Genomic DNA, 26,055 nt, shown 5'->3' with positions numbered 1-26,055 from the left:
GAAGCTGGGGAGGGGAGGAGCGCTCTCCCTATTCGTGAGACCGCCCAAAGTCCGGCCGCGCATCATCCTGGCCCTCTTCGATGATGCTCCGCCGGATTGCTCGCGTCCGTGCGAACAGGTCGAAGAGCGTATCGCCATCGCCCCAGCGGATCGCACGCTGCAGCGCAGTCAGATCCTCGGAGAAGCGCTGGAGCATCTCCAGCACGGCTTCCTTGTTGGAGAGAAACACGTCGCGCCACATCGTCGGGTCGGACGCGGCGATGCGGGTGAAGTCGCGAAAGCCGCCGGCCGAATATTTGATCACCTCGCCGCGCGTCACGGTCTCCAGGTCCGATGCGGTCCCGACGATTGTGTAGGCGATCAGGTGCGGAAGATGGCTGGTGACGGCGAGCACCAGGTCATGGTGTGTCGCGTCCATCCGCTCGACCTCGGCACCCAGCGCCTGCCAGAACGCCTCGACGCGTGCGACCGCGGTGGCGTCCGCATCGGCGGCGGGGGTGATGATGCACCAGCGTTTGTGGAACAGGCTCGGGAAGCCGGCTTCCGGCCCGCTATTCTCGGTGCCCGCCACGGGGTGCGCGGGGATGATCGTCACACCCGGCAGCGCTGCCGCCAACGCCGCCGCAACGCTCGCCTTGCACGAGCCGACGTCGCTGACGATCGCCTCGGGCGGCAGGTCGGCGGCGATGTCTGCCGCCGCGGCGCCCATCGCGCCGACAGGCACGCACAATATGACGAAATCGGCGTCGGTCACAGCCGCGCCGGGGGTGTCGGTGATGTCGTCGGCCAGATCGATGGCGCGGGCGATCTCGCGCACCTGCGGATCGGCATCATGTCCTGTCACCCGCACGGTCGGCATATGCTGGCGGATCGCGCGCGCGATAGAGGAGCCGATCAGCCCCAGTCCGATGACGGTAACCCGCGAAAAAGGCAGCATCAGCCCGCCGCCTCGCACAGCCTGCGCAGCGCCTTCGCGAGCCCTTGTGTTTCTTCCGGCGTGCCCACCGTGATGCGCAGGCCGTGCGGCAGCCCCTGGCCAGGCAGCCAGCGGACGATATAGCCCGCGTCCATCAGCCCCCTATAGGCCTGCTCGGCGCTGAGATTGCCTTCAAACAGCACCAGCAGGAAGTTGGCGCGGCTGGGCACCGCGCGCAAGCCGTGATTGCCCAGCGCGCCGACCTCACCGACCAGCCAGGCGAGCCATTCGCGGTTGTGTGCACGGCTGGCTTCTTCCCAGGCAAGGTCGTTGACCGCGGTAATCGCGGCGATCTGGCCAGCGCTGGTCACATTGAACGGCGCCCGGATGCGGTGCATTGCCGCCACCGCTTCTTCCGATCCATAGCCCCAGCCGATCCGCTCGGCAGCGAGGCCGTAGATCTTGGAGAAGGTGCGGGTGACGATCACATTGGGTTCGGTCTGCGACAATTCGAACGCGCCGTCCTGCTCGTCCCCCTCCAGATATTCGGCATAGGCCTGGTCGACGACCAGCATGATGTCCGGGCGCAGCCCGGCATGGAGGCGGCGCAATTCCTCGCGCGCCGTATAGGTGCCGGTGGGATTGTTGGGGTTGGCGATGAACACCAATGTCGTGCGTTCGGTGACGGCGGCGAGGATCGCATCGACGTCGGTCGCATAATCCTTGTCGGGCGCGATCACCGGCGTCGCGCCGGTGCGGCGCGCGGCGATGTCGTAGACCGAGAAACCGTAGCGAACGTAGATCACCTCGTCCCCCGGCCCCGAATAGGCGCCGGCGGCCAAGTGCAGTACCTCGTCCGATCCCGTGCCGTAGATCACTCGCGCTGGATCCAGGCCGTAGCGCGCGGCGATCGCTTCACGCAGCGCCGCGGCGCTCGCATCCGGATAGCGGCTGAGGCTGGCCCGACCCTGCTCGAACGCTTCCACCACCGCGGGGCTGGTGCCCAGCGGGTTCTCGTTGGACGAGAGCTTGGCGACCTTGCGGCCGTCATCGGTGGTCGAACGGCCCGGAACATAGGGCGCGATGTCCATGATCCAGGGCTTGGGGACGGGGGCGTTGACGGGCTCTGACATGGTGTCGGCGCATGGCGGAACGGCGGGGCGATGGCAAGCCGCTGGTGTCACGCGTTGTTCATGCTAGTGTGCCCCAAAAGGAGAGGTGTCATGAACGGTTGCAGAGAGGCGCGATCGGCGCCCGAATTGTTCCCTGCCGGGACGCGGGGATGCTGAGCGCGCTGGTGCTTGCGCTGGCGCTGGCCACCGGGAATTCCTCCGCCGCGGTCGCGGATGCGGAGAATGCTGCGCCGGCGGTGAGCCGCGAGGATGTTGTCGCGTGCGGCGTCGTGCCGGGCCGCGTTGCGATTGGGTTCGACAAGGATCTCGACGAGGAAGCGATCCAGATCGCGAAGGGCGCGGATGCGCTAGGCGACAAAACGCTCACTTGCCTCGCCGAAACCAGCGTGCGCACCGACATGCTCGTGCAGTTCGAGGACAAGGCGATCGAGACGCGCTATCGCGCGATCTATTGGCCGATGGTGCAGCAGCGGCAGCATGACATGGCGGTGCGCTGGCTGACCGAACATGATCTGATCGCTGGGTTGCCGCAGCCGGCGGATGGCGTGCCGCTTGCCGACTATGCCCGTGCGGTCGAGGCGCATTGCGGCGCCAGGCAGGGCACCGCGCTGGCCGCCGAGGGCAAGGACATGGTGACGCTGGACGCCGCGACCCTGGTCGATCCGGCGGCCGGCCCGCGCGTGGAATGCATGATCCATGTCGTCGCCGCGTCAAACCCGCCGGGTGCGGTGTCGCTGGGCTTCAGCGGCCTCGAGGGCGGCGGTCCGCGCTGAGCCGCTTGAACGCCGGCGCGCACGCGCCTAAGGGCGCGCGAATGTCCGACGACCAGCGTTATGGCCTTGCGCGCCACGCGATCCTCCCCGGGCCGCTCGCGCTGGATGGCGGCGGCACGCTGTTCCCCGTTGAGATTGCCTATGAAACCTACGGCGCACTGAATGCCGATCGGTCCAACGCGGTCCTGATCTGCCATGCGCTGACCGGCGATCATCATGTCGCCTCCACCCATCCGATCACCGGCAAGCCGGGCTGGTGGTCGCGCATGGTGGGGGCGGGCAAGCCGATCGATCCTGGGCGGCACTTCATCGTCTGCGCCAATGTCATTGGCAGTTGCATGGGGTCCTCGGGCCCGGCCTCGATGAACGCCTTGTCCGGCGCCCCCTATGCGATGCGCTTTCCGGTGATCACGGTGCGAGACATGGTGCGTGCGCAGGCGATGCTGCTCGATCATCTCGGCGTCTCTGTGCTGGACTCGGTGGTCGGCGGCTCGATGGGGGGCATGCAGGCGCTGCAATGGGCGGCGACCTTTCCCGATCGTGTGCGCGCCGCGCTGATCATCGCCTCCGCCGCGCGCCACAGCGCGCAGAATATCGCCTTCCATGAGGTCGGCCGGCAGGCGATCATGGCCGATCCCAACTGGAACGGCGGCAATTATTATGGCGGGAAGCCGCCGGCCGCGGGGCTCGCGGTGGCGCGGATGGCTGCGCACATCACTTATCTTTCCGAAGCGGGGCTGACAGAGAAGTTCGGCCGCCGGTTGCAGGGGCGGGACGCCAAGAGCTTCGGCTTCGACGCCGATTTCCAGGTGGAAAGCTATTTGCGCCATCAGGGGATCAGCTTCGTCGACCGGTTCGACGCCAATTCCTACCTCTATATCACCCGGGCGATGGACTATCTCGACATCGCCGAGGAACATGGCGGTCTGCTTGCCAACGCGTTCCGCGGCACGCGCACGCGCTTCTGCCTGGTCAGCTTCGATACCGACTGGCTTTATCCCACCCGCGAATCGCGCACGATCGTGCAGGCGCTCAACGCGGCCGGGGCGCAGGCAAGCTTCGTCGAACTGTCGAGCCCCTATGGCCATGACGCCTTCCTGCTCGACGTTCCCGAATTGAATCGCGTCGCCGACGGTTTCCTGCGGGCGGGCGTGGCGTGAGCGTGCTGCCGGCGGGCTACCGCCTCTCCGAAGATCATGCCGAGATGCAGATCGACGTGATCCACGCCTATCTGGCGCGCAGCTATTGGGCAGAGGGCATCCCGCGCGAGACGGTGGAGCGTGCGGTGGCGGGCTCTCACGTCGTCGGCGTGTTCGCGGGCGATCGGCAGCTGGGCTTCGCGCGCGTCGTCACCGACCACGCCACCTTCGCTTATCTCGCCGACGTCTTCGTGCTGGAGGAGGCGCGCGGACAGGGGCTGGCGCGCGCGATGGTCGCGCACCTCCAGAGCCATCCACGGCTGCAGGGGCTGCGGCGCTGGCTGCTCGCGACGCGCGATGCCCACCCGCTCTACGTGTCGCTCGGCTGGACGCCGATTGCCGACCCCACGCTGATGATGCAGCGCCACGACCCGGACGTGTACCGCCGATGACCCCGCTTCGCCCCGACCTCGCCATCATCGCCGCCAATGTCGCGCCAGGCGCTCGCGCGCTCGATATCGGCTGCGGAGACGGCGCGCTGATGGTCGCGCTACGCGACGAACGCCAGGTCGATGCGCGCGGGCTCGAACTCGATGCCGGCGACGTGTCGCGCGCGGTGACGCGGGGCCTTTCGGTGGTGCAGGGCGATGCCGATACCGACCTCGCTTCCTATCCCGACGACAGCTTCGACTATGCGATCCTCAGCCAGACGTTGCAGACGACCCGTCGTCCGGACCAGGTGATGGATCATCTGTTGCGTATCGGCCGCCACGCCTTCGTCTCCTTTCCCAATTTCGCGCATTGGCGGGTGCGGCTGTCGTTGCTGTGGGGCGGGCGGATGCCCGTGACGAACAACCTGCCCATGCGCTGGTACGACACCCCCAACATCCACCACCTGACCATCGACGATTTCCGCGCCTTCGTGAAGGAACGCGGCATCGCGGTGGAGCAGGCCTGGTTCCTCTCGGGCGGATCGCTGACGACCGCCGCCGCCGCCAATTTCCGCGCGGACCATGCGGTGTTCCTGCTTAGTCGCTGAAGCGTTTTGGGGCTTTCCCCGCCGCGCCTGAGGCGCTAAGGGCCACCGCCTGCCGATGGTGGGGCGTCGCCAAGTGGTAAGGCACCGGTTTTTGGTACCGGCATTCGCAGGTTCGAATCCTGCCGCCCCAGCCAGTCGAACCGTCGTATTCGGCTGCTAGGTGTCCTTAAATCGGAATCGATCTCACGCCGGGCAGTGGCTCTGAGTCGAAACGGTCGGATCTCGTAACCCATCCGTGTTCCGAGTGACCCGCAGAGGCCAAGGCTGCATATCGAGCGTCTGACGCGTGGAGAACGGGTCTGGACGTGTCGGCGACAGCTCGCCGCGACCTGCCTAAGGGATACCTGCAACAATAGCGACCGCGTCAATGAGTGCCGATCAATAAGCTTCCGTAGGTGACGCGTTAACACTGAAATATGCATCTATCTTCGTCACAGCAAAATCCACGTACGCCGCGACTTCGCATGCTCTCACGCTATCGAGCAAATCCAACGCATGGCTCATCAAAGCTCGCGCTTTCAAAAGAGTTTCGCCGGCATCGTCATCATATATTCTCATGCTCGTGCACCCATCGCAAGATTTCAATCAAAAGCAATATCCGCGGGAATTGAAGGCGGCCTGACGAACAGCGGGAATCCCACAAGGGGCGCAAATTTTGCTATTCGCTCGTCCAGCGCCAGCAGTGTATGCAGTGGCTAATGAGTCTTCAACAGGACACATTTCTCCAATCGGCCCATTTTGGTGGCAGGCTCCCTCATCGGTCAGAGCAGGCAGAGCCTGGGGTTTTGCGGCCGAAACAACCAACCGCGAAACGTCTCTGTAAGCAGTCATCGCTGATCGGCTTGAACAAAGGATCGTCGATATTTGGGCCCCCCCCGGCTGGCGAACCGCGGCTTCGCCCCCAGTAGCTATCCGGTTCTAACGACACTCCGCCAATCGCGGACGGTAGCAGCAGATCCGGCGCGACTTAGCCGAGTGGGGTTTGTGGCCCGACCCTCCGCACAAGACGCGTAGGTTCACTTTCAGCAAGGTCAGCGGAAACCCGTAATTCCCAGGCCAGTGCGCCTTGCTGACGGCTGAGCGCAAGCGCCTCTTCCAGTAACGCAACCCGTGCCGCCTGGGCGCCGGCGGAATTCATGATCGCGGCCTTCAGGCGAAGCAACTCGGGCATCGCAAAGCGCTCGCCGTTGGCATTACAGCGCTTGAGCGTGGCGTCGACCAGCGCCAGCGCCTCGCCGGTACGTGCCTCCGCGGCAAGGCCGCGAACAAGTGCGATCGAAAAGGGCGTCGTCAGCAACTCATAGCGGGCGGCGCGAAGCCGAGAGAGGCTTTCCTCGATCGCCCCGAGCGCGTCTCCGGTGCAGCCGCGCTGGATGTTCAGCTCGCCCCGAAGCCCGGCCGCAGCCGCGATATAGGGGCCCAGCGCATTGACTTCGGCGCATTTCGTGAAAGCGGCGAGATCCGCCTCGGCGCGGACGAAATCGTCCATCCAGAGGAAGACGGAGAACGACCAGATCAGCGCGATGCAATGCGTGATCGAATGGTCGAGATGGGCTGCTTCGCGGACAAATTGTTGCGCCAGTCGTCTCGCCTGCTCGGCGTCGCCAGTAAGCCAAAGCGTTCGCGCCAGGGCAATCCCGGAGCGATTGCGGTGGTCGAAGCCGTAATGGATGGTCTGCCCGCGCGCTGAAGGTGGGCTCTTCCGCAGTGAAAGCTCGAGCGCGTGCCGCGCGGCGTTCTGGTCGCCGGCGAGATGATGCGAGATGCCCAACAGTGAATAAGCGACGCCGATCGCCTCGGGTTCGCGGAGCGCTTCGGCAACCTGGACAGCACGCTCCGCGTGGCGTGACGCGACCTCATACTCGCCGACGCGCTCGTGGAAGATGTGGAGCCGGCCGAGCAGGCGCAGCTGGTTCCATTTGTCGTCGAGCGCCGTTGCGATCTCGAGCGCGCGGGCAAGCGCGTCTCCCGCCGCCGCGCTGTTGCCGCGCGTGAACATCAGCGTAATACCGAGTGCGGCTTGCAGCTCTAGCTCCAACGCGGTGCCGCGCTGGTCGTCCAGGATTTCCGCCAGCGCGCGGCTCGACCAATTACGGCATTCGAGCAGGTGCGACAGGTTGAGGAATACGGGAGCACTGGCAGCCGCGAGGCGGACGGCCAGCCGCCGGTCGCCGTCGATCCCGAAGCACCAGTCGAGCGCGCTGCGGATGTTGCCGAGCTGTGGCCGGAGCGGCCGCGCATCCTGCAGCACGCCCTCGTCTTCCTCTGCCATTTCGAGCGCGGCGAGGAAGAAGGCGGCGTGGCGACGCGCGATGACGCTCTGCGTCGCGTTGCCGCGCGCGCGCAGCTTCTCGCGCGAATAAGCGCGCGTCATCTCCAACAGCCGATAGGTGCCCGTGCGGCGCGAACGATCGGGTGCGATCAGCGACTTGGATACGAGTTCGTCGAGCGCGACTGCAACCTCGTCCGATCCGATCTCAACATCGGCAACGACCTCCAGGGCGGCGTCGATCGAAAACGGACCGACGAAGATCGAGAGCCGCTCAAGCACGATACGCTCGGAACCGGAAAGCAGATCGTAGCTCCAGTCGAGCGTCGCCTGGAGCGTCTGCTGGCGCGGCTGCGCGGTGCGGCGGCCCGGCCAGGCGAGAATGAAGCGCTCGCCGAGCTGGCGCGCGGTGGCGGCGATGCCGTGCGTCGCCACGCGGACGGCGGCCAGTTCGATCGGCAGGGCCATGCCGCCGAGCCGCTGGCACATCTCGGCGAGCAACCGGGCGGCCTCGTCGTCGACCACCAGCGCGCTGTCGGCGGCAATCGCTCGCTCGCGGAAGAGCTGCACCGCCGGATAAGCCAGCAATTGCTCGCACGTCAGCTCCGAAAGGTCCTCCGGATAGTCGAGCGCGTCCAGACGCAGGACATGCTCAGCGCGCACGCGCAGCGGCTCGCGCGACGTGGTGAGGATCCTGGCCCGCGGCGCCTGGTCTACGATTCGTTCGACGATGGCGGCGACAGCCTCGATGACGTGTTCGCAATTGTCCAGGATCAGCAGAAACGAGCGATCGCGGATATGGCCGAGGATCACGGCAGTCGGATCGTCGCTTTGCACCGCGATGCCCATCGCGCCGGCGATCATCGAGGGCACCACCGCCATGTTCTCGATCATGCTGAAGTCGACGAAGGTGACACGATCCTCGAACAGCGGGGCGAGCCGGTGACCGGTCTCGATGGCGAGCGACGTCTTGCCGACACCCGCCGCGCCGACGATCGAGAACAGCGGGATATCGGCGATGCGATCGATCAGAAGCGTTACGTCGCGCTCACGCCCGATCAGATGCGGCAGGCGCGGGGGCAGGTTCGTGCCGGCAGGGCCACTTCCGCCGTCTTCCGGCCCTCGCCGCTCCGCACCGCCCTGCCGCTCGACCGGCGCAACGAACGCATAACCGACCCCGACTTGGGTCGTGATGTAACGCGCACCGTCGACACCGTCGCCGAGCAGCTTGCGTAGCCCGGCCATGTGGAAGCGCAGGCTTCCGTCCTCGACCACCACGTCGGGCCAGACGCGCTTGAGCAGCTCGCGTTTGGATAATACCCGGCCCGGCTGTTCGGTGAGCACCACGAGCAGGTCGAAAGAGCGGCCGCCCATCTCGACGGGTTCGCCGTGCCGGGTCAGCAGGCGCGCCTCAGGGTGCAGGCAGAAAGGCCCGAAACACATGCGCCCACCAAGCTGCCGATCCAGGTCCGCCACGATCCGCCCCTAGCCTTGTCCGCCGGGCCGATCCATGCCGCGATTGGCGGCCTGCCTCAATCCCCCGGTGCGTTCATTCCTCCTGGAAATCGGTAGTGAGGCTAAGCGCACGCCAGCGGGCCAGTTCGTCAAGCCGGGCCTGATCGCTGCGCTCGATTGCGGTGACGGCGTCCCTTCCCAGCGGCAGGCGGAGTGGAGGGGCATCCGATGCGACGATGGCAAGAATGGCTTGCGCGCCCCGGTGGGGGTCGCCGGGTTGCCTGCCATGATATGCCGCCTGCATCCGTGCTGCATTTCCGACCACCGCGTCATATTCCGCGCGGCCGGTGTCGAGCGTGGTCGAGGATCCGGCGAAGTCGGTGCGGAAGCCCCCTGGCTCGATGATCGTCACGCGAACGCCGACAAGTTTCATTTCCTGCGCCAGCACTTCGGAAAAGCCTTCGATGCCCCATTTCGCCGCCGAATAAGCCGCGCGACCCGGCGCGCCGAGCCTTCCGCCAACAGACGAGAACTGGATGATATGGCCGCTCCGCCGCGCGCGCATGTGCGGGATCACGGCCTTGGTCATTGCTATCGTGCCGAAGAGATTGGTGTCGATCTGGCGACGGAAAGAGGCCAGCGAAGTGTCCTCGACCGAGCCGACATCCCCATAGCCGGCGTTGTTGACGAGCACGTCGAGCGTGCCGAACGCGGCTATCGCCGTGGATATGGCGGCAGCGACGTCCGTCTCGGAGGTCACGTCGAGCCGCGCGGTGGCGAGCGTGCCGGGGCGACCGTCGCCGAGGCCGGCAAGCTGATCGGGATCGCGCGCCGTCGCCAACAGATTGTCGCCGGCGTCGAGGATCGCCTCGCACAAAGCGCGTCCGAAGCCGCGCGAGCTGCCGGTCACCAGCCAGGTTTTTGCCACGGTCTTTTTCCTCAACCAAACGTGAAGACATAGGCGCGCACGCCGGGGCGCGAGAATTGAATTGCCAGCGTGCGATCCGCGATTGCGTCGGTCTGGCGGATCAACTGATAGAGCCGGTCCTCCCGCACTTCGCCCCAACCGGCCGCATCGACATCCACGCCGTGGCCGTCGCCGGGCGCACGGCCGTCGATCGTCACGCGGAAGCGCACCGGGCGGCCATCTGGCGCGCCGCCTAGCACAAGATGGGCGTCGCGAGCGTGGAAGCGGAAGCGGATGCTGCCGGAATCGCTCTCCTGCACCGCATATTCGCTGCCGATCTTCCAGCGACCCGTCAGATCCCAGCGATTGCGCGAAAGCGCCGCGGCGGGGGAATAAACGTGAGCGGTATCCCGGCGGAAACCGTCCGGAGACGCGAAGCCCGCCGCCTTCGCGTAACCCAGATAGGCCTCTGGCGAGCCCAGATCGGGCCAATCGGCTTGCGCCTCGACCCCCTTGGCATCGACCGGAGCCAACGGCACGTCCGAGACATCATGGCCCGCCTCGCTCAACAGCGTGCGGATCAACCGCTCGCCCGCGTCAAAGCCGCCTTCGCCGAGCTGATAGTCACGGATCCTGCCTTGCGCGTCGATGAAGTAGATGCCCGGCCAGCCCCTGTTGGCGAACGCGCGCCATACCGCATAATCATTGTCCTGCACGTTCGGATAGGGGATGCCCAGTTGCGCGAGAGCGCGGCGGACATTGGCCGGATCCTTTTCAAAGCCGAACTCGGGCGCGTGGATTCCAACGACTTCCAGCCCATCGTTGCCGTAGCGCTGGCCCCAGGCGCGGAGATAGGGAATCGCGCGCAGGGAATTGATGCACGAATAGGTCCAGAAATTGACGACGACGACCTTGCCGCGCAGCGACTTGCGGCCATCGGGCGCCGTCAGAAGCCAAGGCGCGGCGCGCTGCAGCACATCGATGGGCTGCGCGGTCGTCACTAACGGTGCTTGCGATGCTGCGTCGCCGACTTTGGTCGGAGACCGGGCCAGGACGAGCGCGTCGCCAAAGCAAAGCGCGGTTGTCGCAACAGCGGCGGCAACTGCGACTGCCGCGAAGCCGAGCGAACGTCTGTTGTGCATGGTGCCTGCCTCCTGTGCTGGTTATCGCTTACATAGGCCGGGCGTGTGATCCTTCGCGTTAGCCGTCGCCATGCATGCGTTAGTTGCTGATAGCCGTTGCTGCCCGTCTGCAGCCCTTGCGCACGCTAACACGGGATCACCGCACCTAACGTGCGCGACCGCCCCGTATCCCTAGATCCACTCAGGACAAGATCGGGAGAATAGCCGCATGTTCGCAGACCAAGTCTCGCGTCGTCAGTTCGTCGCCGCAGCGGGCGTGGCAGGAGCGCTCGGCGCGTTGCCGTCGATCGCCCGCGCTCAAGGAAGCGACAGTGCCATTCGACCTTTCCGGATCGCCGTTCCGGACGCAGAGATACGGGCGATGCGGCGCCGGATTGCCGAAACTCGCTGGGCTGATACCCAGCCGGTCGACGACGACGGCCAGGGCGTTCGCCGCGAAGCGCTCGAGCCGCTGATGCGCTATTGGGCGGAGGCCTATGATTGGCGCAAGGTCGAGGCGCGGCTCAACGCGCTGCCGATGTTCCTGACGCGGGTCGACGGGCTCGACATCCACTTCCTCCATATCCGCTCGCGGCACGAGAACGCGCTGCCGATGATCCTCACCCATGGCTGGCCGGGATCGATCCTCGAATTCCTCAAGGTCATTGCGCCACTGGCTGACCCGACTGCGCATGGAGGCAAGGCCGAAGATGCGTTCCATCTGGTCATTCCCTCGATCCCTGGCTTCGGCTTTTCCGCCAAACCGACGGGCCCGGGTTGGGGCTCGGATCGGATCGGTCGTGCCTGGGCGACGCTGATGCGGCGGCTCGGCTATGACCGCTATGTAAGCCAGGGCGGCGATTGCGGCTCGGTGATCTCGCAGCGCATGGCGCTCCAGTGCGTGCCCGGGCTGATCGGCATCCACCTCAACATGCCTGCGGTGGTCCCTGCCGAGATCGCCCATGCCCTTGCCGCCGGCGATTCCGGGCCAGCAAGCCTGTCAGCCAAAGAACGTGCAGCATTCGACCAACTCGTCGCCTTCTATCGCGACAATTCGGCTTATGCCGCGATGATGAACACCCGGCCTCAGACGATCGGCTACGCGCTGGTCGACTCGCCGGTCGGGATGGCCGGTTGGATGTACGAGAAGATCGGCCAGTGGACTTATCCCGCTGGCGATCCCGAGCGCGTGCTGGGCCGCGATACGATCCTCGACGACCTGTCGCTCTACTGGCTCACCGGCACGGGCGCGTCCGCCGCGCGGATCTACTGGGAAGACCATAGCAACAACTTCAATGCCCGCGGGATCATCGATCTGCCGGTCGCCGTGAGCGTATTCCCCGGCGAGATTTTCCGCGCGCCGAGAAGCTGGGCCGAGCGCTGCTACACCAACCTCTTCTACTTCAACGAAGCACGCGACGGCGGTCATTTCGCCGCCTGGGAGAAGCCCGGGCTGTTTGCCGAGGAAGTCCGCGCCGCCTTTCGCCCGCTCCGCTGAGCCCGACCCCTAAGGAGACTATCATGTCTGACACCAAGACCCTGTACACCGCGCACGTGCATGTCACCGGGGGTCGGGAGGGCGCCGCCCGCAGTTCGGATGGCCGTCTCGACATCGCACTCGCGGCGCCCGGCAGCACCGGCACCGGGACCAATCCGGAGCAGCTCTTCGCTGCCGGCTGGGCAGCCTGTTTCGAAGGCGCCATGGCGATTGCCGCCAAGGCCAAGGGCGTGACCCTGCCCGCCGATCTCGCCATCGATGCAGCGGTCGAGTTGCGCCACGGCGCAGACGGCTATGCGCTCGCCGCCAGGCTCGATGTCAGCGTCCCGGGCATCGAGCCCGAGGTTGCACGCCCGCTGATCGAGGCGGCGCACCGCACCTGTCCTTATTCGAAAGCGATCAAGGGCAATATCGACGTCGTCGTCCGTCTCGTCTGACCCCGATCTCGAAGAGGCCAACATGAACAAGCTTATCGCCGGCGGGCTGTTGCTCGCCGCCGCGGCGCTGCCGCTCACCGCCGCGGCGCTGCCGCTCACCGCGCAGGCCCAAACCGCGAAACCAACCGTGGTGCTCGTCCACGGTGCCTTCGCCGACTCATCGAGCTGGAATGGCGTAGCGCGGATTTTGACGCGCGACGGCTATACGGTGGTCGCCGCCGCAAATCCGCTACGGGGGGTTCGCGCCGATGCTGATGCCGTGCGCGCGCTGGTTGACAGCATCCCGGGTCCCGTCGTGCTCGTCGGGCACAGCTATGGCGGCTCAGTCATCAGCGAGGCGGGCGAAGGCGCGACGAACGTCAAGGCACTGGTCTACGTCGCCGCCTTCGCGCCCGAGGCGGGAGAGACTGCGATTGGCCTCACCGGCAAGTTCCCGGGAAGCACGCTCGCACCCGCGCTGGCGCCGCCGGTGAAGCTCGCGGGCAGCGGCAACGACCTGTACGTCCTCCAGGCACGTTTTCACGAGCAGTTCGCAGCGGACGTGTCCCTGGCCGAGGCGCGGCTGATGGCCGTCGGTCAACGCCCGATCGCGGAAGCAGCGCTGGGGGAGGTGTCCACTGCGCCCGCGTGGAGGCATGTTCCGTCATGGTTCGTCTATGGCGACAAGGATCGCAATATCCCGCCCGCCGCACTGGCATTCATGGCCGGCCGTGCGCAGGCGCGCGAAACGCTCGTCGTGAAGGGGGCCTCGCACGTCGTGATGGTCTCGAACGCACCAGCGGTGGCGAGCCTGATCGAACGGGCGGCGATCGATCGATGAATGCGCGCCCGCGGCTGGCTTCTTTCGCAAATGCGGTGCCGGTCGCGGGCGGGTTGCTTCAGCGAGAATAGCCGGTGAAGACGAGGTCTGCCTTGTCGTCGATCGCGCTGAGCTTGGCGTGGCAAGCGAAGCAGGTCCGGTTGAGCGCTGCATCCTGGTTCGCCGCGCCGTTTTCGAACTGGCCATAGCCCCAGCCGCCGCTCGCGACATAGCGCTTGGCGTCCTTGACGCTGACCTGAACGTTGATCGGCTCGCCGGCGATGAACGACTGAGGCGCGGGGAAGACGCGATCGTTGCGGGGCGACGATTGGTACCTCCACGCCAGCCGGACGAGAATGGACCCGTCCGGAAACGGACGCTTGCCGTCGCGGAAGGCTTTCACCGCGATGTCGTTGCCCAGGATGGCGCGGATATCATTGTTCTTGCCGGCCTCGTGCGCAACGCTGATCAGCTTCCAGTCGCGATAGCCCTTGGGAAGCTCGACGCCGTAGACCGGCGATCCATCATGCGCGGGGCGCCGCGCGATGGCCAGGCTGGAGACGTCGAAGATCAGGGCGCCAAGCGCGAGGCCGCAGGTGGCGAGACGCTGCATATCAACCTCCTCAGCCCGCCAGCTGCGCGACGTCGAGCACCGCCTTGGCGAAGGCCGCCGGCGCCTCTTGTGGCAGATTGTGGCCGATCCCGCCGGTAATCAGCCGGTGCGCATAGGCACCGGTGAACCGCGCGCGATACTGGCCGGGTTCGGGATGGGGCGCACCATTGGCGTCCCCTTCCAGGGTGATCGTCGGGATTGTTACCGGCGGCGCGGCGGCGAGCCTGGTCTCCACCGCATCATAGTGCGCCTCGCCCTCGGCGAGCCCGAGCCGCCAGCGATAATTGTGGATGACGATCGCGACGTGGTCAGGATTGGCGAACACCGCCGCTGAACGCTCGAAGGTCGCTGAATCGAACTGCCATTTGGGCGAGGCGAGCTGCCAGATCAGCTGGTTGAACGCCTTGGTATTGGCGGCATAGCCGGATCTGCCGTGCTCGGTAGCGAAGTAGAATTGATACCACCATTGCAGCTCGGCCTGCGGCGGCAGCGGCGTGGCGTTGCCGGCTTGGCTGCCGATCAGATAGCCGCTGACCGAAACCAGCGCCTTGCAGCGATCGGGCCAGAGCACCGCCATGATGTCTGCCGTCCGCGCGCCCCAGTCGAAGCCCGCAACGATCGCCCGATCGATGCGCAGCGCGTCCAACAAAGCTAGTCCATCGGCGGCGAGCGCGGCTTGCTGCGCGTTGCGTGGTGTCTCGGCCGAGCGGAAGACGGTGCTGCCATGACCACGCAGGTGCGGCACGATCACGCGAAAGCCGCGCGCGGCGAGCAGCGGCGCCACCTGGGCGAAGGCATCGATGGCGTAGGGCCAGCCGTGGAGAAGCAGCACTGCCGGGCCCGAAGCAGGCCCCATCTCGACATAACCGATGCTGAGCACTCCGGCGTCGATCTGTCGAAGCGGTCCGAAGGGCGGGCGGGGCGATGGCCTTGGTACCGTCGCCGCGGCAGCGGCGGATGTGCCGCCGCCGGCCACGGCGGCGGCAATCACGGCGGCGCCGTGGACGAAGCCGCGGCGGTCGGTGAAGGTCTCGGGCAAACGCGTCGACATGGCTCGGATCCTTTCGGCGGCAGGGAAGGTGCCCACATATTCCTGCCCAAGCGCAGTCGCTTGTTAATCGTTATGATCTGCTGTGAGCGCGCGATGGGCTTCTCGAAACGGCTCTTGGATGCTGCGTCCGGCAACGGTGCAAACACGCTCGGGCCTTCCCGCTGGGCGGAGCCGGTTCGTCTTCCTGCAACCCGCACCGGGCCGGATCGTTCAGCTAGGGGCTGCACGAATGGAGGCCATCAGTGGATACTGCCAACACTGCACCCGTCGAGCGCGTCGCCCGCGTACTCGCCGGTTATGAACTCAGCCGCAACGGCGAAGGCGATATGGTCTCGGCAGGCGAGGCGGTGAATGCGCTTTGGCCCGATTTCACCGGGGCCGCACTGGCTGTTCTGAACGCATTGCGCGCGCCCAGTGGTCGGATGGCTGCAGTGGGTGACCCGGAAATCTGGGAGAGGATGATCCTGGCGGCGATCGAGGATGAGACGATCTCCGAATCCTGACGCTGAGATGGCAATCGGATCACGATGCCGGTGTGGCACCGTCGCGGTGCGTGCCGGCTCGCACCGGCGGTGACGTGTCGTCTTACCAGTCGATTGCCGTTGTCCACCGACCTGGATAGTCCCCCCTGCACAGCCGTTTTGTACCATGCGCTCCTGGAGCGAAATCGGGAATGAAAGATGCTTGGGAATTGGAGCAATCGCAGCACCGATGACTTGATCCGCATCGTTGCGGCAGGTGGCGGTGTTCGGGTTTCGGCAACCAGGATCAGCGCGTCTGACCTTGTCCTTGTGGCCGCCGCCATGACCGAACGATCCAGGCTGATCATCACCGGTTGCGGCCGTCTATCAGTCGATGATGCGGTCAGGATCTCCGCCGCATCGGTGGGCGTGGTCCTGTTCGACGATTGAGCAGTTTGGAATGGCCCGTTTGATAGACACGGCCCCGAATGGCGGCCAGGCTCTCAGCCGATGTGAAGGACGAGTAGCCTGGCGCTGACAGGAAAATTGCGTTTCAGTCTCCGGGGGGATCAAGCGCCACGATAGCCCCGCCTGCCGCCTGCAACCGCGCGATATAGGTGGCGCGATCGACGACCTGATATGGGAAATACAAGCCCGGTGCCGTCGGAACCGCACCGTCGAGCCCCGTCAGCCGCTCGAGGATCATGGCAACGCCGAGCGCGGTCAGCGGCGCGGCGCCGCCCGGGTGGAAGACCGCGTGACGCGTACGCCGAAGCGCACCCTCCTGGTCTTCACCGGTCAACTCGATGATGATCTCGGTGGACATCGGTTCGCCGCGGCGGCGGCTCGAACTGATGCCATTGGCGATATTGAACTCGACGGTCGGTGCGCCCGTTTCCGTCGCAAGGCCAACGACGTCGATGGACGAGAAGCCGGATGCCTCCATCCGCGTTCCGTCAATGGCGCTGAATGTCGTCTTTGCCTCGTCGTCACGACGCCAGATGTAGGCACCATCGCTGCGGGTCAAAGCGGCGGGCAGCATGCCGGCAAGGCGCTCGAAATCCTCCGCGACGGCCGGACCCGGCTGCTCATCATCGTCGACCAGCGCGCCGATCCTGATGGCATCGAGGCGTTTGAACGATTTTGCGCACTCCAGCGTCGCGACGGTGGTCGCGCCGACAAGCCATTCATAGCCGAGCACGATCGCTGCGGCGTCCGGCCGATGCATATGGATCGCGACTTCCGGCGCGATCTCGTAAATGCCCGATGAGATACCGAGATGTGGTATCCCGCGCCGTTGCGCGAAACGCAGGCCGGCCAGGCGTTCGTCGGCATAGAAAACGGCGGCTGCCCGCACGCCGCGATCGCCGAGCCCGAGATCGTCCTCCCGCGGCTCCAGGACCACGCCTTCGGCATTGCCGATCGCCTCCGCCGCCTCCCGGCTTTTCGCCAGATCGCGTCCCCCGATCAGGAGCGGTACATCGGGATAAACCGCACGCAACGCCTGAGCGCTCTGGCGCCCGATCGCGCCGGATCCGCCCATGAGGAGGATGGGATCTGCAGTCATTGGCTCATCTCCATAACCTGTCGATACAACCTTCCCCTGGTTGTTGGGCAACGGGAAGGCGGAGGGACACGAACGATCGGACCGCGCTGCCGGTGCCATCGTGCAGGCTCCTGGAGGCCGACCGGCGGTGCCTGTTGCTCGACATTGTGCAGCCGATCATCTGCCGTGCGGATCGCCCCGGCCAACTGCATGTTCCGGAAATCGCCCGGCGTTTGACCGCCATCTATATTTGCCGTGCATCGATCTGATCGACAAACTCTTCGGCGCAGCAGAAGCGCTGTCGGTCGCAATCTCCCGCCAGATGCGGCTGAAGGAAGAGGCTGTCCTCGTGTTGCGGCGTTGATGGGCGCACGATGACCGCAGCCGAGCAGGGCTGCGGCAGGCTTCGCATCTGCACAGGGTGAGGAGGATCGGATGTCGGGAACCGACAGGGATGATATTCTTGCGCTGCTTCGCGAGCAGGATGCCGCCACCGCACGCGGCGATGCTGCGGGCGTGATCGCCCCGAACGAGGCGGACTCAGTGATATATGATCTGCCGCCACCGCTGGAAGTGCGCGGTAATGCGCTGAACGATCCGTCTGGGCTGATGCGTGGTTCGCCATTTGGGAGGGGCCAGTGACCGTCGAACTCTTCGAGCCGGCACTGATCCTAGAGCGGAATCTCGCCGTCGTGTTCGGATTGAGCCGAATGCGCGGCGACAAGAAGGGGCAGGGGCCGCTTGACGCCTGGAACCGCCGGACCATCGTCCTGCGTCGCGACGATGGTGCGTGGCACATCGTTCACGAACACAAATCCTGTCCGATGGAGATGGATGGCAGCGGGCGGGCGGCGACCGACCTCCGGCCAGAAGGCGAAAGCCAGCCGCCCGCGCAGCACATGCGATAAGGGATGATCCAAGATGGACGCGACCCAGAATAAAGACCGTACGCCACGCCCGACCGGCCCCTTCGCCGTCCGGATCGACGGCTACAGGCACCTGACGACTGGCGTGTTTCCGGCATGAGCAGTGCTTTCACGCGCAGGGCGGTGATCCGGATCGGCTCGGTCGCCGCGCTGCTGCCGTTGTGGGCGCAGCGCGATGCTGAGGCCGCGGACGGCGCAAGAGATCTAGCGTCGGCGCAGACGAAGGGAGATGCTGAGGCAATGACGGACGATGAGGCAAGCCGCGGGTCGAAATCGCGACTGATCGGGATTGTACTGTTCGACGATTTCGAGACGCTCGACGTGTTCGGCCCGGTTCAGATGTGGGGGCGGCTTCCCGAACATCGCCTGTTGTTCATATCCCCGAATGGCGGTGCGGTCACCTCTGCGCAGGGAACGGTCGTGAACGTGGGCAGTTCGTTCGGATCGGCACCTCAGCTCGACATTCTGATGGTGCCCGGTGGCATGGGCACGCGGCCACTGGTGAAGGACGCGGCCCTGCTCGACTTCGTTCGTCGCCAGGATCGTGCCACCCGGTGGACGGTGTCGGTCTGCACGGGTGCCGCCATCCTCGCGCGGGCAGGCGTACTCGATGGGCGCCAGGCCACGACGAACAAACTGGCCTTCGATTGGGTGTCAAGCCAATCGGATAAGGTTCGCTGGCGGCGCAAGGCGCGCTGGGTCTTCGATGGCAAATATGCCACATCCTCCGGCGTGTCGGCCGGCACTGACATGGCGCTTGCCCTGGTCGAAAAGCTCTATGGACGGAAGGCGGCCGAACATGCGGCCATGATCGCCGAGTATCAGTGGCATGACGATCCGGACAATGATCCCTTTGCGTCCGGGCAGTAGGGATCGCCGGCATCCAGCCCATGGGCAGCGCCTCGATGCGCCGCAGCTTCTCGACGAACGGCCCGGGGGACGTGTGGGGTACGCCCGCACCCGGGCCTAACCGAGCAGCCAACTGTGGGAATTGCGCTACGGCTGCTGCCGCTTGGCCGCAATGCTCCAAACCGTCCAATGATCTTTTGGGGCTATCCGCAAGGCGGCCGCGTCGACACGGGCAATGGCTCGGCGGCGTCCCACAACACCGCCGAGCCACCCGCTCCCGCGAACCGCGATCGAGCGATGGCGCGGGCATTAATGCAGTTGTCAGCAACTCGTGCTGATCGGAGTTAGGCCGCCGAGGGGCATCCGTATAATGCGGTGGACATCGGTATTCGACCGTCGGCAAACTGGGTAAGGGCGCCCATCGTCACGCCATAACGCCTGGCATCCGGCCGTCCGCCTGGTCGCCCGAACATCGAAAGCGTTCGATGGTGGGTTCAGCCGTCTTGCCCATGGACCGGTGTCGCGGGTCATTCCTGCTGGGTCAGAACGCGAAGGTCTCCGCCGCCACAAGCTTTTCCCAGGCAGTGCGATCTGGAACGTCGCCGCCGCGGTTCCATGCCGTACCCATATAATAGGTGAAGGGCTTGCCCGGGTCGATCCGTAGGAGGACGAGATAATTCTCCGCATCCTGTGCGAAGCCGACCAGCATCTTCGGATCCACGGCCACGGCGACGCCCAGCGCACCGTGCCCGGCGTCTTCCGGCTCCCAATAGGTCATGCGGCCCGTGTTTTTATCCTGCTGGAGAAAGCCCTTGCCGTTTTTGCCGACCTTGCCGATGCCGATGGCGACGGTAAGGGGTTCGCTGGTGTTGGAGCTCAGTGTCGAGCGCATCTTGGTGAAGTGCGATCCCAACGGCAGCGAGAATTCGCGCGTTTCCCATACCGTACGGACGACATCGACGGGCCAGGGTTTGTAGGTCGCGGAGAAGCGCGCGACCTTGCCGCCGGTCTCGTCGATCCGGTAGCTCGCGAAGTTGCGGCTGGTCCACAACTTGTTGTCGTACCATATGCCGAGGCCACCGGTGCCGCGGGTGCGGCCGACATCGTAAAAGTCCAGCCCCTCGCCGCGGTCGACATGGTAGTTGGGGAATTTGAGCTGGCGATCCATGAACGGCCAGCGCACCCGCTTCGCCCAGGCATCGATACCCGAGCCGGACGGCGCCTCCACCTTTTCCAGCGCCGGGCCGTAGATGCGGTGGGCTACGAGGTCATTCTCCCACAGCAGGTCGTCGAGCCGGTCGGGCGCAAAGCGCACGACGGCGCGGGGTTTGCGTTCGGACGGCGCCGGAAGGGCAAGCGGTTCGACGGTCGCCGGACGGCCGGTATCGGCTGGATCGTATGAGAGCGCTTCTGTCGCCTTCATTTCGGCGGCACGGCGCGTGATTTCGGCCTCGCCCTGGACGGTCTTCGGGGCGGGCGGTACCGGCGTGGTCGCGGCGATGAGCGCTGCGCTGTCCTTCGTCGGCTCGGCTTCAGGCAGGCTGCGGGTTTCACCGGAGAGGTTCGCCATTTCCAGCGTGGCGAGGATATAGGCGCCATTGGCGTAGGGCCCGGTGTCCTCCGGCTTCGTGTGCACCGGCTGGTCGCCGGTCTTCTGCGCGGAACCGAGCTGGCCGCCGGGCAGGATGTGCCGGTTCAGCGCCGCCCACCCCTTCAGCACCCGGGGCTGGTAGGCCGCGCGATCGAGAAGGCCATGGTTCACGCCCCAGGCGAGGCCATAGGTGAGCAGGGCCGAGCCTGATGTCTCGGGTTCGGCATAGGCCTCCGGCGCGAGCAGGCTGGACGGCCATAGCCCGTCCGGTCGCTGCAGCCGCGCAGTGCTCGCGGCGAGTTTGCGGAAGAGGTCGACATAATAATCCCGGCCCGCGAAATCCGCCGGCATCGCCTCGATCCAGCGCGCCAGCCCGGCGAGCACCCAGCCATTACCGCGCGACCAGTAGACGGGTTTGCCGTTGGCTTCGGTGCGGCCGGCGAAGCGTTCGTCGCGCAGAAACAGCCCGTCCTGCTCCACCCAGAGGCGTTGTGCCGTGCGACGCCACTCCTTGTCGGCGGCAAGCAGATATTTCGGGTCGCCGGTGATCGCGGACATGCGCGCGAGCACCGGCGGCGCCATGAACAGCGCATCGCACCACCACCAGATGAGCGCCTTCGTGTCCGTCTTGCGGGCAAGGTGCGGCACCTGCCAGTCGAGGCGCTGTTGCAGCGGCATCAGCACGCCCTCGATCCGGCGGCGCGCGTAAAGCTCCTCATAAAGATCGCCCACAGCGATATCGTCGGCGTTGAGCATCGTCTTGCCGGACTTCGCGCCGCGCACCGCATAGTGATAATGTTCGGCGACCATGGTGAGGAAACGCAGTGTTTCGGGGCGGTCCGAAACGCGCGCCAGCCGCGCCGCGCCGACATAATAGACTGCAGAGACCCAGTTGGGCGCCATGGCATCGAGCGCGCCGCCGGTGGAGAGCGGGATCGGCTGACGCGCCATGTCGGCCATCTGCGCGGCGTTCACATATTCGGCTGCCGCCAGCGCTTCGGCGCGGGTCGGCAGGCGGGTGCCGGACGTGTCGAGCTTCGGGCGGGGCAGGGAAACCAGCCAGTCGGACTCGACGCCGGCGACCGGCGGCTCGGCCTTCGCCGAAGCGAGGGGGGCGAGCAGGGTGCCCGTGAGCAGGATCGCGCAAAGCGCCCGGTATCCAGCATGCCGGCGGCTGCGTTTCACGCGCATTCTCCTCTTCAATCCTGCTCAGAACGATCCGCGCACACCCAGCAGGAATTCGCGCCCGAAGTGGCGATAGTTCGATACGCGATCGGTGGCATCGACATAGCGGTCATTATATTCGTCGGTAAGGTTGACCGCTTCCAATGACAACTTGATGGCATCGGTAAGCTGGTAAGAGATCGAGGCATCGATGTTGAGCGTCGAATTGATGCCTTCTTCGGTGTTGTTGTTGCCGCCGGGAAAGGCGACCAGATAGCTGTCCCGATATGCTGCCGAAACGCGTGCGCTGAAAAGCTTCGTCTCATAGTAGAACGTGGCATTGTACATGAACTTCGATTGGCCCGTCAGGCGGTTCTTGCCATAATCGCCATAATCGACTTCGGCATCGACGAACGTCACATTGCCGATGAAGCCGAAGTCCTTCAATGCGCCGGGCAGGAAGCTGAACGGCTGCTGATATTGGACCTCAAGTCCCTTCAGCGTGCCGCCCGTGCCGTTGATCTTGCGGGTGACCTCGAAATCCTCGTCGGGTGAGGCCGGGGTGCCGATCAGCAGGCTGTCCGGCAGGCCAAGGCTCGCCCAGGGAACCACATCGGTCACGGTGGTGATGAAGCTGTCGATCTTCTTGTAGAAGACCGCCGCGGCAAGGAGCGATTCCCGGGCGAAATACCATTCGACCGACGCGTCATAATTGGTCGCGCGGAAGGGATCGAGCATCGGGTTGCCGTAGGACACCCGCCGCGTCGGCGTGGAGAGGCTGCCGCCCGGCGTCAGGTCGCCCAGCGCGGGGCGCGACATGACCTTGGCGGCGCCAAGGCGGATGACCACGTCGCTGGCGGGCTCGATCGCGAGGTTGAAGGAGGGCAACCAGTCTTCGTAGCTGTTCTTCACCGTGACATAATCGGTGTTGAGGAAACCCGAGGACGTCGTGCCGGTGTGCGCATACCGCAGCCCGGCATTGCCGCGTACCACCAGACCGCCGATATCGGTGTTGAAGTCCGCCTGGATGAAGGCGCCCTTGTCACGCTCCTTCACCTCGCGCGTGCCGTTGTAGGCCGGCACGAGTGGATCGTCATAGATGCTCAGGAAGTCGTTGATCGCCCAGATGTCCGGCGTGATGTAGCTCAGGTCGCTGCCCGCCGGGATGCTGAGCCCGCCCTTAAGCGATTCGATCTTGCCGAGGTTGCTCACGTCGGTTGCCCGGTCCGCGCCCGACAGGGTCGAGACGGCCTGCTGGAAGCCGAACGTGTCGAAGCCATAGGTGCGATATTCGCCGCCGCCCTTGATTGTGATGTCTTCGGTCAGGTCATATTCCAGCGCGCCGCCGGCAGTCTTCAGGCGGAAGTCGGCGCCGCCGGTGCTCTTGCGCCATTCGGTCAGCGTGAAGTTGCGGCCGTCGGTGACATCGAAGCCGTAGGAGATCTGCGGCAGGCGGTCGTTGCCGCGGAAGTCGAACGTGTAGCCGTTCATGTTCTGCGCGTCGAACATGTAGGACACCGACAAGGGGGTGCGCGCCTTCGCGTGCGAAGTGCCCAGCTTGATCCGCGCGCGGAAGCGATCGCTGAAGGCATGTTTGGCATTGAGCGAGAGTTGCGAGAACTGGCTCTCGTCCCGCGTGAAGCCATTCTCTGTGCGCACGTCGACGCGGTCGAACACGCCATAGGAGATGATGTTCTTGGTCGGATCGATCTCATAGTCGCGCACCACCGTTTCGCGCACACCGCCTGCGGCCCGGCTGAAACTGATGGCCTCGATATTGGGGCTCTCCGCCTCCTGGTTGAAGCGCGAATAGAGGCCATCCAGATTGACCTCGGTATCGTCGGTCGGCTTCCACTGCAGCGACGCCGTGATGCCGAGGCGATCCTCCGCGAAGGAGCCGATCGTGTAGCGCGGGATGCGCGGATAATAAGCGGAGAGCAGCTCGCTGCGCTCGGCGTCGGTGGTGCAGGTTACGCAGCCCGCGAAATTATTGCCCGCGCCATAAGCGGCGGAGCGATCGCCGCTCTGCCAGCGGGTGGTATTGAAGCTCTCGCTGGTCGGCCGGCGCTCGCTATAGGCGACAGAGACGAGTGCCCCGAAGGTCTCATCCGGGTTCGCCCAGCTCAGCAGCGCGGCGATGCGGGGCAGCACCTTCTCGGACAGGTCGTTGTATGAGGCTTGCGCCGAGAGGGCGCCGTGGATGCCCGCGCCGAAATCGAGACCGCGGCCCGTCTGCAGATCCACCGTCGCTCCGAGCGAGCCTTCTTCGATCTCGGACGACTGGGTTTTGCGCACCGTGATCGAGTTGAACAGTTCCGAGGCAAAGATCGAGAAGTCGAAGCCACGGCTGCGGTTCGAGCCGATCGCTGCCTGCGCCTCCAGACCGTTGATCCGTACGCGGGTGAAATCCGCGTTGAGACCGCGCACGCTGATCGTACGGCCCTGGCCGCCGTCGCGCTCGATCGTGACCCCCGGCAGGCGCTGGATTGATTCGGCGAGATTGAGGTCGGGGAAGTCCGCCATGTCCTCGGCGAGAATGGTATCGACTGCACCCGCCTCGTTGCGCTTCACGTTAAGCGCCTTGTCGAGGCTGCTGCGAAAGCCGGTGACGACGATCTCTTCGACGGGGGCGCCGTCGGTGCTCGCAGCGGGATCCTGCGGCGGTGCTTCAGCTTCCTGCGCCAACGCTGGCACCGCCAAGGTCGCCAACATGAGTGCGGTGGCGGATGCGCCCAAGGTGAGGCGTTTCCGTGCGTTGCTGCCGTCGTACATCTTCTTCTCCCCTCCGGACCTGGAATCTATGGGACCGGTGTCAATCAAGATGTATGATAACTTAACAGCGGACGCAACGCATTTAGTGGGATGAAAAGCGTTGAGAAACGGGGATTTTGCGGTGAGCTGCTCATTTTGCCCGGCGCTTTGTCGCATCGCCGGGCGGCAGAGATGTGATGTATCCCTAGCGGGGCGGGCTCAATGCGCAGCCTGTAGCGGCCAGTCGGCGCCGGTGATGTCGACCATGTATACATGGTTGAGGCCATGCATGTTCGAACAGAAAATCAACCCACGGCCATCGGGTGTGAAGGTTACGTTCGGCTCGAGCCGATAGTCATGGGCGGACATGTCGACGAGCCGCAACGAGCGCATGACCTCGATCGTGACCAGATCGGGCTTGTCGCTGTCGGGGTCGCCATCCGGCACCGGTTCGGGCTTGAGGAGGACCAGCCATTTGCCGTCGGGCGCATGTGCGACCATCTCCTCGTCCCCGCCATCGCCGGCGTAAAGCGTGCCATCGGGCGAGCGGTTGAAATGCACTGACCAGTCATTGCGCCTGACGCGCCGCCACACCCGCGTGCCGGTCTCCAGGTTGACCGACGCGACCCAGAACACCTGCCCGCGCGGCGTCTGGAGATCGTAGAACACTTCCTTGCCGTCGGCGCCGAACCACTCATGGCCGAAAATCTCGAAGTTGATCGTGCGGTCGTGCAGCTTGCGCAGGTCCGATCCGTCGCTGCGCATCGTCCACATGCGATCGACGCGATGCCAGGGGCCTTCATGGCTGAAGATGATGCGTTGGGGATCGGTGGGGGAGAATTGGGTATGGCCGATCCACTCGTTTGTCTTGTGGATGACCTTGCGCTCGCCGGTCCTCAGATCGAAGGTGAAGATCTCCATCGGATAGCGCGCCGCCCATCGTTCCAGCATCCGCACGCCCTTGGCGCGGGCGAAGTTGAGCGGCTTGCCGTCCGGACCGGTCGCGGCATATTCGGCCTGATCGAAGCGGCGGTTCTTGGGATCCCTGACGCCGGGCTGCAGCGGTTTCGAGCCATAGGCCACGAAGCCGAGCATCAGCGTATCATCTGCATTGGCGGCGTTGATCTGGCCGGCGGGGATGCGTCCGATGCGGCGGGCGCTGCCGCCATCGGCCGGAATCGCGAAGATGGTCCGCGGCCGATCCATCGGCTGCGCCTCGCCCGGATCGCTGACCGAATAATAGACGGTGCGCGACGTGCGCGCCGTGAACAGCAGGTCCGCCGCAGGATCGGCCACGAGGGTGCGGCGCGCATAGGTCTTCAGGTTCACCGTGGTGATCCCGGCGGGAGAGGACATGACCATCAGATCCCCTTCCGGCGTGAAGCTGTTCTTGTAGAAATAGAGCTTGCCGCCGCCACCATCCGGGCTGAGCCGCACGATCCGGCGGCCGGTCTTCGGATCGGTCCACGCTGCCGGCGCCGGTCCCGTCGGTTTCGGGCGCGCCGGCGCGGCCGGAGCCGGAGCTGCCGCTGCGGTTCGCGACAATGCCGCACCTGCAACGGTTCCGGCGGCCAGCCCCTTGAGCAAGCCGCGTCGCGTCTGCTTCTCGATCATCAG

23 protein-coding genes, 1 tRNA gene and 1 pseudogene are annotated in these 26,055 nt (G+C 65.4%); 13 read left to right on the top strand and 12 right to left on the bottom strand.

The features are described 5' to 3' along the window. Positions 1–28: 28 nt before the first annotated feature. Both FHS96_RS24185 and hisC read right to left on the bottom strand, forming a co-directional pair. Positions 29–937 carry a prephenate/arogenate dehydrogenase family protein gene (locus tag FHS96_RS24185; protein ID WP_429598043.1) on the bottom strand — a complete coding sequence of 303 codons (909 nt, stop codon included), beginning with the start codon at positions 935–937 and terminating at the stop codon, positions 29–31. Beyond that, positions 937–2,049, bottom strand: coding sequence for a histidinol-phosphate transaminase (gene hisC / locus FHS96_RS24180; protein WP_429598041.1), 1,113 nt, complete (start codon positions 2,047–2,049; stop codon positions 937–939). The genes FHS96_RS24185 and hisC overlap by 1 nt, the downstream gene beginning before the upstream one ends. A gap of 149 nt (positions 2,050–2,198) precedes the next feature. Between hisC and FHS96_RS24175 the strand changes: the two genes are divergently transcribed. From FHS96_RS24175 to FHS96_RS24155, 5 genes are all read left to right on the top strand, one after another. After that, positions 2,199–2,822 (top strand): hypothetical protein, encoded by a 624-nt coding sequence (locus FHS96_RS24175; RefSeq protein ID WP_429598039.1) that lies wholly within the window; start codon positions 2,199–2,201, stop codon positions 2,820–2,822. Positions 2,823–2,863: 41 nt separating this feature from the next. Further along, a complete protein-coding gene (gene metX / locus FHS96_RS24170; RefSeq protein ID WP_429598037.1) occupies positions 2,864–3,982 on the top strand; it encodes a homoserine O-acetyltransferase MetX in 1,119 nt (372 codons plus the stop codon). Further along, positions 3,979–4,413, top strand: coding sequence for a GNAT family N-acetyltransferase (locus tag FHS96_RS24165; protein ID WP_429598035.1), 435 nt, complete (start codon positions 3,979–3,981; stop codon positions 4,411–4,413). The genes metX and FHS96_RS24165 overlap by 4 nt, the downstream gene beginning before the upstream one ends. After that, positions 4,410–5,000, top strand: a complete 591-nt coding sequence (metW, locus tag FHS96_RS24160) for a methionine biosynthesis protein MetW (protein WP_429598033.1) — start codon at positions 4,410–4,412, stop codon at positions 4,998–5,000. The genes FHS96_RS24165 and metW overlap by 4 nt, the downstream gene beginning before the upstream one ends. A 59-nt stretch (positions 5,001–5,059) precedes the next feature. Beyond that, positions 5,060–5,134: transfer RNA gene (locus FHS96_RS24155), tRNA-Gln, on the top strand. An 833-nt stretch (positions 5,135–5,967) separates the two neighbouring features. Here the strand turns inward: FHS96_RS24155 and FHS96_RS24150 are convergent. Beyond that, complete coding sequence (locus FHS96_RS24150) at positions 5,968–8,133, bottom strand: ATP-binding protein (RefSeq protein WP_488168730.1); 2,166 nt, start codon at positions 8,131–8,133, stop codon at positions 5,968–5,970. On the opposite strand from FHS96_RS24150, the gene FHS96_RS29380 reads away from it, so the two are divergent. After that, positions 8,101–8,505, top strand: coding sequence for a hypothetical protein (locus FHS96_RS29380; RefSeq protein WP_488168731.1), 405 nt, complete (start codon positions 8,101–8,103; stop codon positions 8,503–8,505). The two genes, FHS96_RS24150 and FHS96_RS29380, sit on opposite strands and share 33 nt — an antisense overlap. Here the strand turns inward: FHS96_RS29380 and FHS96_RS29375 are convergent. The 3 genes and pseudogenes from FHS96_RS29375 to FHS96_RS24140 form a co-directional block, all read right to left on the bottom strand. Further along, a pseudogene (locus tag FHS96_RS29375) lies at positions 8,491–8,643 on the bottom strand (winged helix-turn-helix domain-containing protein); the annotation flags it as partial. The gene FHS96_RS29380 and the pseudogene FHS96_RS29375 sit on opposite strands and share 15 nt — an antisense overlap. Before the next feature lie 175 nt (positions 8,644–8,818). Next, a complete protein-coding gene (locus FHS96_RS24145) occupies positions 8,819–9,652 on the bottom strand; it encodes an oxidoreductase (RefSeq protein ID WP_429598031.1) in 834 nt (277 codons plus the stop codon). An 11-nt stretch (positions 9,653–9,663) separates the two neighbouring features. Next, positions 9,664–10,632: a redoxin domain-containing protein gene (locus FHS96_RS24140; protein WP_429598029.1), complete on the bottom strand. Its 969-nt coding sequence runs from the start codon at positions 10,630–10,632 to the stop codon at positions 9,664–9,666. 502 nt (positions 10,633–11,134) lie between these two features. Here FHS96_RS24140 and FHS96_RS24135 point away from each other — a divergent pair. Genes FHS96_RS24135 through FHS96_RS24125 form a run of 3 tightly spaced genes read left to right on the top strand, consistent with a single transcriptional unit; the run spans position 11,135 to position 13,507 of the window. Next, on the top strand, positions 11,135–12,250 hold the full coding sequence (locus FHS96_RS24135; protein ID WP_429598027.1) for an epoxide hydrolase family protein: 1,116 nt from the start codon (positions 11,135–11,137) through the stop codon (positions 12,248–12,250). A gap of 23 nt (positions 12,251–12,273) precedes the next feature. Next, positions 12,274–12,687: an organic hydroperoxide resistance protein gene (locus tag FHS96_RS24130; protein ID WP_429598025.1), complete on the top strand. Its 414-nt coding sequence runs from the start codon at positions 12,274–12,276 to the stop codon at positions 12,685–12,687. 22 nt (positions 12,688–12,709) lie between these two features. Further along, positions 12,710–13,507, top strand: coding sequence for an alpha/beta fold hydrolase (locus FHS96_RS24125; protein WP_429598023.1), 798 nt, complete (start codon positions 12,710–12,712; stop codon positions 13,505–13,507). Positions 13,508–13,565: 58 nt separating this feature from the next. On the opposite strand, the gene FHS96_RS24120 is transcribed toward FHS96_RS24125, so the two are convergent. Both FHS96_RS24120 and FHS96_RS24115 read right to left on the bottom strand, forming a co-directional pair. Continuing rightward, on the bottom strand, positions 13,566–14,099 hold the full coding sequence (locus FHS96_RS24120; RefSeq protein ID WP_429598021.1) for a cytochrome P460 family protein: 534 nt from the start codon (positions 14,097–14,099) through the stop codon (positions 13,566–13,568). A 10-nt stretch (positions 14,100–14,109) separates the two neighbouring features. Then, the gene (locus tag FHS96_RS24115) at positions 14,110–15,150 is read right to left on the bottom strand and encodes an alpha/beta fold hydrolase (RefSeq protein WP_429598019.1); all 1,041 of its coding nucleotides are present in this window, start codon (positions 15,148–15,150) and stop codon (positions 14,110–14,112) included. Between the two features lie 242 nt (positions 15,151–15,392). On the opposite strand from FHS96_RS24115, the gene FHS96_RS24110 reads away from it, so the two are divergent. Next, positions 15,393–15,653 carry a hypothetical protein gene (locus FHS96_RS24110; protein WP_429598017.1) on the top strand — a complete coding sequence of 87 codons (261 nt, stop codon included), beginning with the start codon at positions 15,393–15,395 and terminating at the stop codon, positions 15,651–15,653. 511 nt (positions 15,654–16,164) lie between these two features. Here FHS96_RS24110 and FHS96_RS24105 read toward each other — a convergent pair. Further along, positions 16,165–17,277: an NAD(P)-dependent oxidoreductase gene (locus FHS96_RS24105; RefSeq protein ID WP_429598015.1), complete on the bottom strand. Its 1,113-nt coding sequence runs from the start codon at positions 17,275–17,277 to the stop codon at positions 16,165–16,167. Between the two features lie 315 nt (positions 17,278–17,592). Here FHS96_RS24105 and FHS96_RS24100 point away from each other — a divergent pair, with 315 nt between their 5' ends. From FHS96_RS24100 to FHS96_RS24090, 3 genes are all read left to right on the top strand, one after another. Further along, positions 17,593–17,799, top strand: coding sequence for a hypothetical protein (locus FHS96_RS24100; protein WP_429598013.1), 207 nt, complete (start codon positions 17,593–17,595; stop codon positions 17,797–17,799). Further along, the gene (locus FHS96_RS24095) at positions 17,796–18,065 is read left to right on the top strand and encodes a nuclear transport factor 2 family protein (protein ID WP_429598011.1); all 270 of its coding nucleotides are present in this window, start codon (positions 17,796–17,798) and stop codon (positions 18,063–18,065) included. Before FHS96_RS24100 ends, FHS96_RS24095 begins: the two co-directional genes overlap by 4 nt. A gap of 114 nt (positions 18,066–18,179) precedes the next feature. Then, complete coding sequence (locus FHS96_RS24090) at positions 18,180–18,953, top strand: DJ-1/PfpI family protein (protein WP_429598009.1); 774 nt, start codon at positions 18,180–18,182, stop codon at positions 18,951–18,953. Between the two features lie 520 nt (positions 18,954–19,473). Here FHS96_RS24090 and FHS96_RS24085 read toward each other — a convergent pair. From FHS96_RS24085 to FHS96_RS24075, 3 genes are all read right to left on the bottom strand, one after another. Next, positions 19,474–21,708 (bottom strand): glycoside hydrolase family 88 protein, encoded by a 2,235-nt coding sequence (locus FHS96_RS24085; protein WP_429598007.1) that lies wholly within the window; start codon positions 21,706–21,708, stop codon positions 19,474–19,476. Positions 21,709–21,732: 24 nt separating this feature from the next. Further along, entirely contained in the window at positions 21,733–24,459 is a 2,727-nt protein-coding gene (locus FHS96_RS24080; protein ID WP_429598005.1) for a TonB-dependent receptor, read from the bottom strand. Between the two features lie 198 nt (positions 24,460–24,657). Then, on the bottom strand, positions 24,658–26,052 hold the full coding sequence (locus FHS96_RS24075; RefSeq protein WP_429598003.1) for an oligogalacturonate lyase family protein: 1,395 nt from the start codon (positions 26,050–26,052) through the stop codon (positions 24,658–24,660). Between the last annotated feature and the right edge of the window lie 3 nt (positions 26,053–26,055).

The sequence above is a fragment of the Sphingomonas zeicaulis genome, from assembly GCF_050433225.1.
Taxonomy (GTDB): Bacteria; Pseudomonadota; Alphaproteobacteria; order Sphingomonadales; family Sphingomonadaceae; genus Sphingomonas_D; species Sphingomonas_D zeicaulis.
The sequence above is the reverse complement of the archived record's forward strand: the minus strand, read 5'-3'. Positions and strand labels throughout refer to the sequence as shown.

Coding starts and splice junctions, on each gene's coding strand:
- metX (WP_429598037.1), top strand. CDS start 2,864: ATGTCCGACGACCAGCGTTATGGCCTTGCGCGCCACGCGATCCTCCCC.
- FHS96_RS24135 (WP_429598027.1), top strand. CDS start 11,135: ATGCGGCGCCGGATTGCCGAAACTCGCTGGGCTGATACCCAGCCGGTC.
- FHS96_RS24115 (WP_429598019.1), bottom strand. CDS start 15,150: ATGTCGACGCGTTTGCCCGAGACCTTCACCGACCGCCGCGGCTTCGTC.
- FHS96_RS24130 (WP_429598025.1), top strand. CDS start 12,274: ATGTCTGACACCAAGACCCTGTACACCGCGCACGTGCATGTCACCGGG.
- FHS96_RS24080 (WP_429598005.1), bottom strand. CDS start 24,459: ATGTACGACGGCAGCAACGCACGGAAACGCCTCACCTTGGGCGCATCC.
- metW (WP_429598033.1), top strand. CDS start 4,410: ATGACCCCGCTTCGCCCCGACCTCGCCATCATCGCCGCCAATGTCGCG.
- FHS96_RS24185 (WP_429598043.1), bottom strand. CDS start 937: ATGCTGCCTTTTTCGCGGGTTACCGTCATCGGACTGGGGCTGATCGGC.
- FHS96_RS24090 (WP_429598009.1), top strand. CDS start 18,180: ATGAGCAGTGCTTTCACGCGCAGGGCGGTGATCCGGATCGGCTCGGTC.
- FHS96_RS24175 (WP_429598039.1), top strand. CDS start 2,199: ATGCTGAGCGCGCTGGTGCTTGCGCTGGCGCTGGCCACCGGGAATTCC.
- FHS96_RS24125 (WP_429598023.1), top strand. CDS start 12,710: ATGAACAAGCTTATCGCCGGCGGGCTGTTGCTCGCCGCCGCGGCGCTG.
- hisC (WP_429598041.1), bottom strand. CDS start 2,049: ATGTCAGAGCCCGTCAACGCCCCCGTCCCCAAGCCCTGGATCATGGAC.
- FHS96_RS24120 (WP_429598021.1), bottom strand. CDS start 14,099: ATGCAGCGTCTCGCCACCTGCGGCCTCGCGCTTGGCGCCCTGATCTTC.
- FHS96_RS24150 (WP_488168730.1), bottom strand. CDS start 8,133: ATGATCGCCGGCGCGATGGGCATCGCGGTGCAAAGCGACGATCCGACT.
- FHS96_RS24100 (WP_429598013.1), top strand. CDS start 17,593: ATGTCGGGAACCGACAGGGATGATATTCTTGCGCTGCTTCGCGAGCAG.
- FHS96_RS24075 (WP_429598003.1), bottom strand. CDS start 26,052: ATGATCGAGAAGCAGACGCGACGCGGCTTGCTCAAGGGGCTGGCCGCC.
- FHS96_RS24105 (WP_429598015.1), bottom strand. CDS start 17,277: ATGGCACCGGCAGCGCGGTCCGATCGTTCGTGTCCCTCCGCCTTCCCG.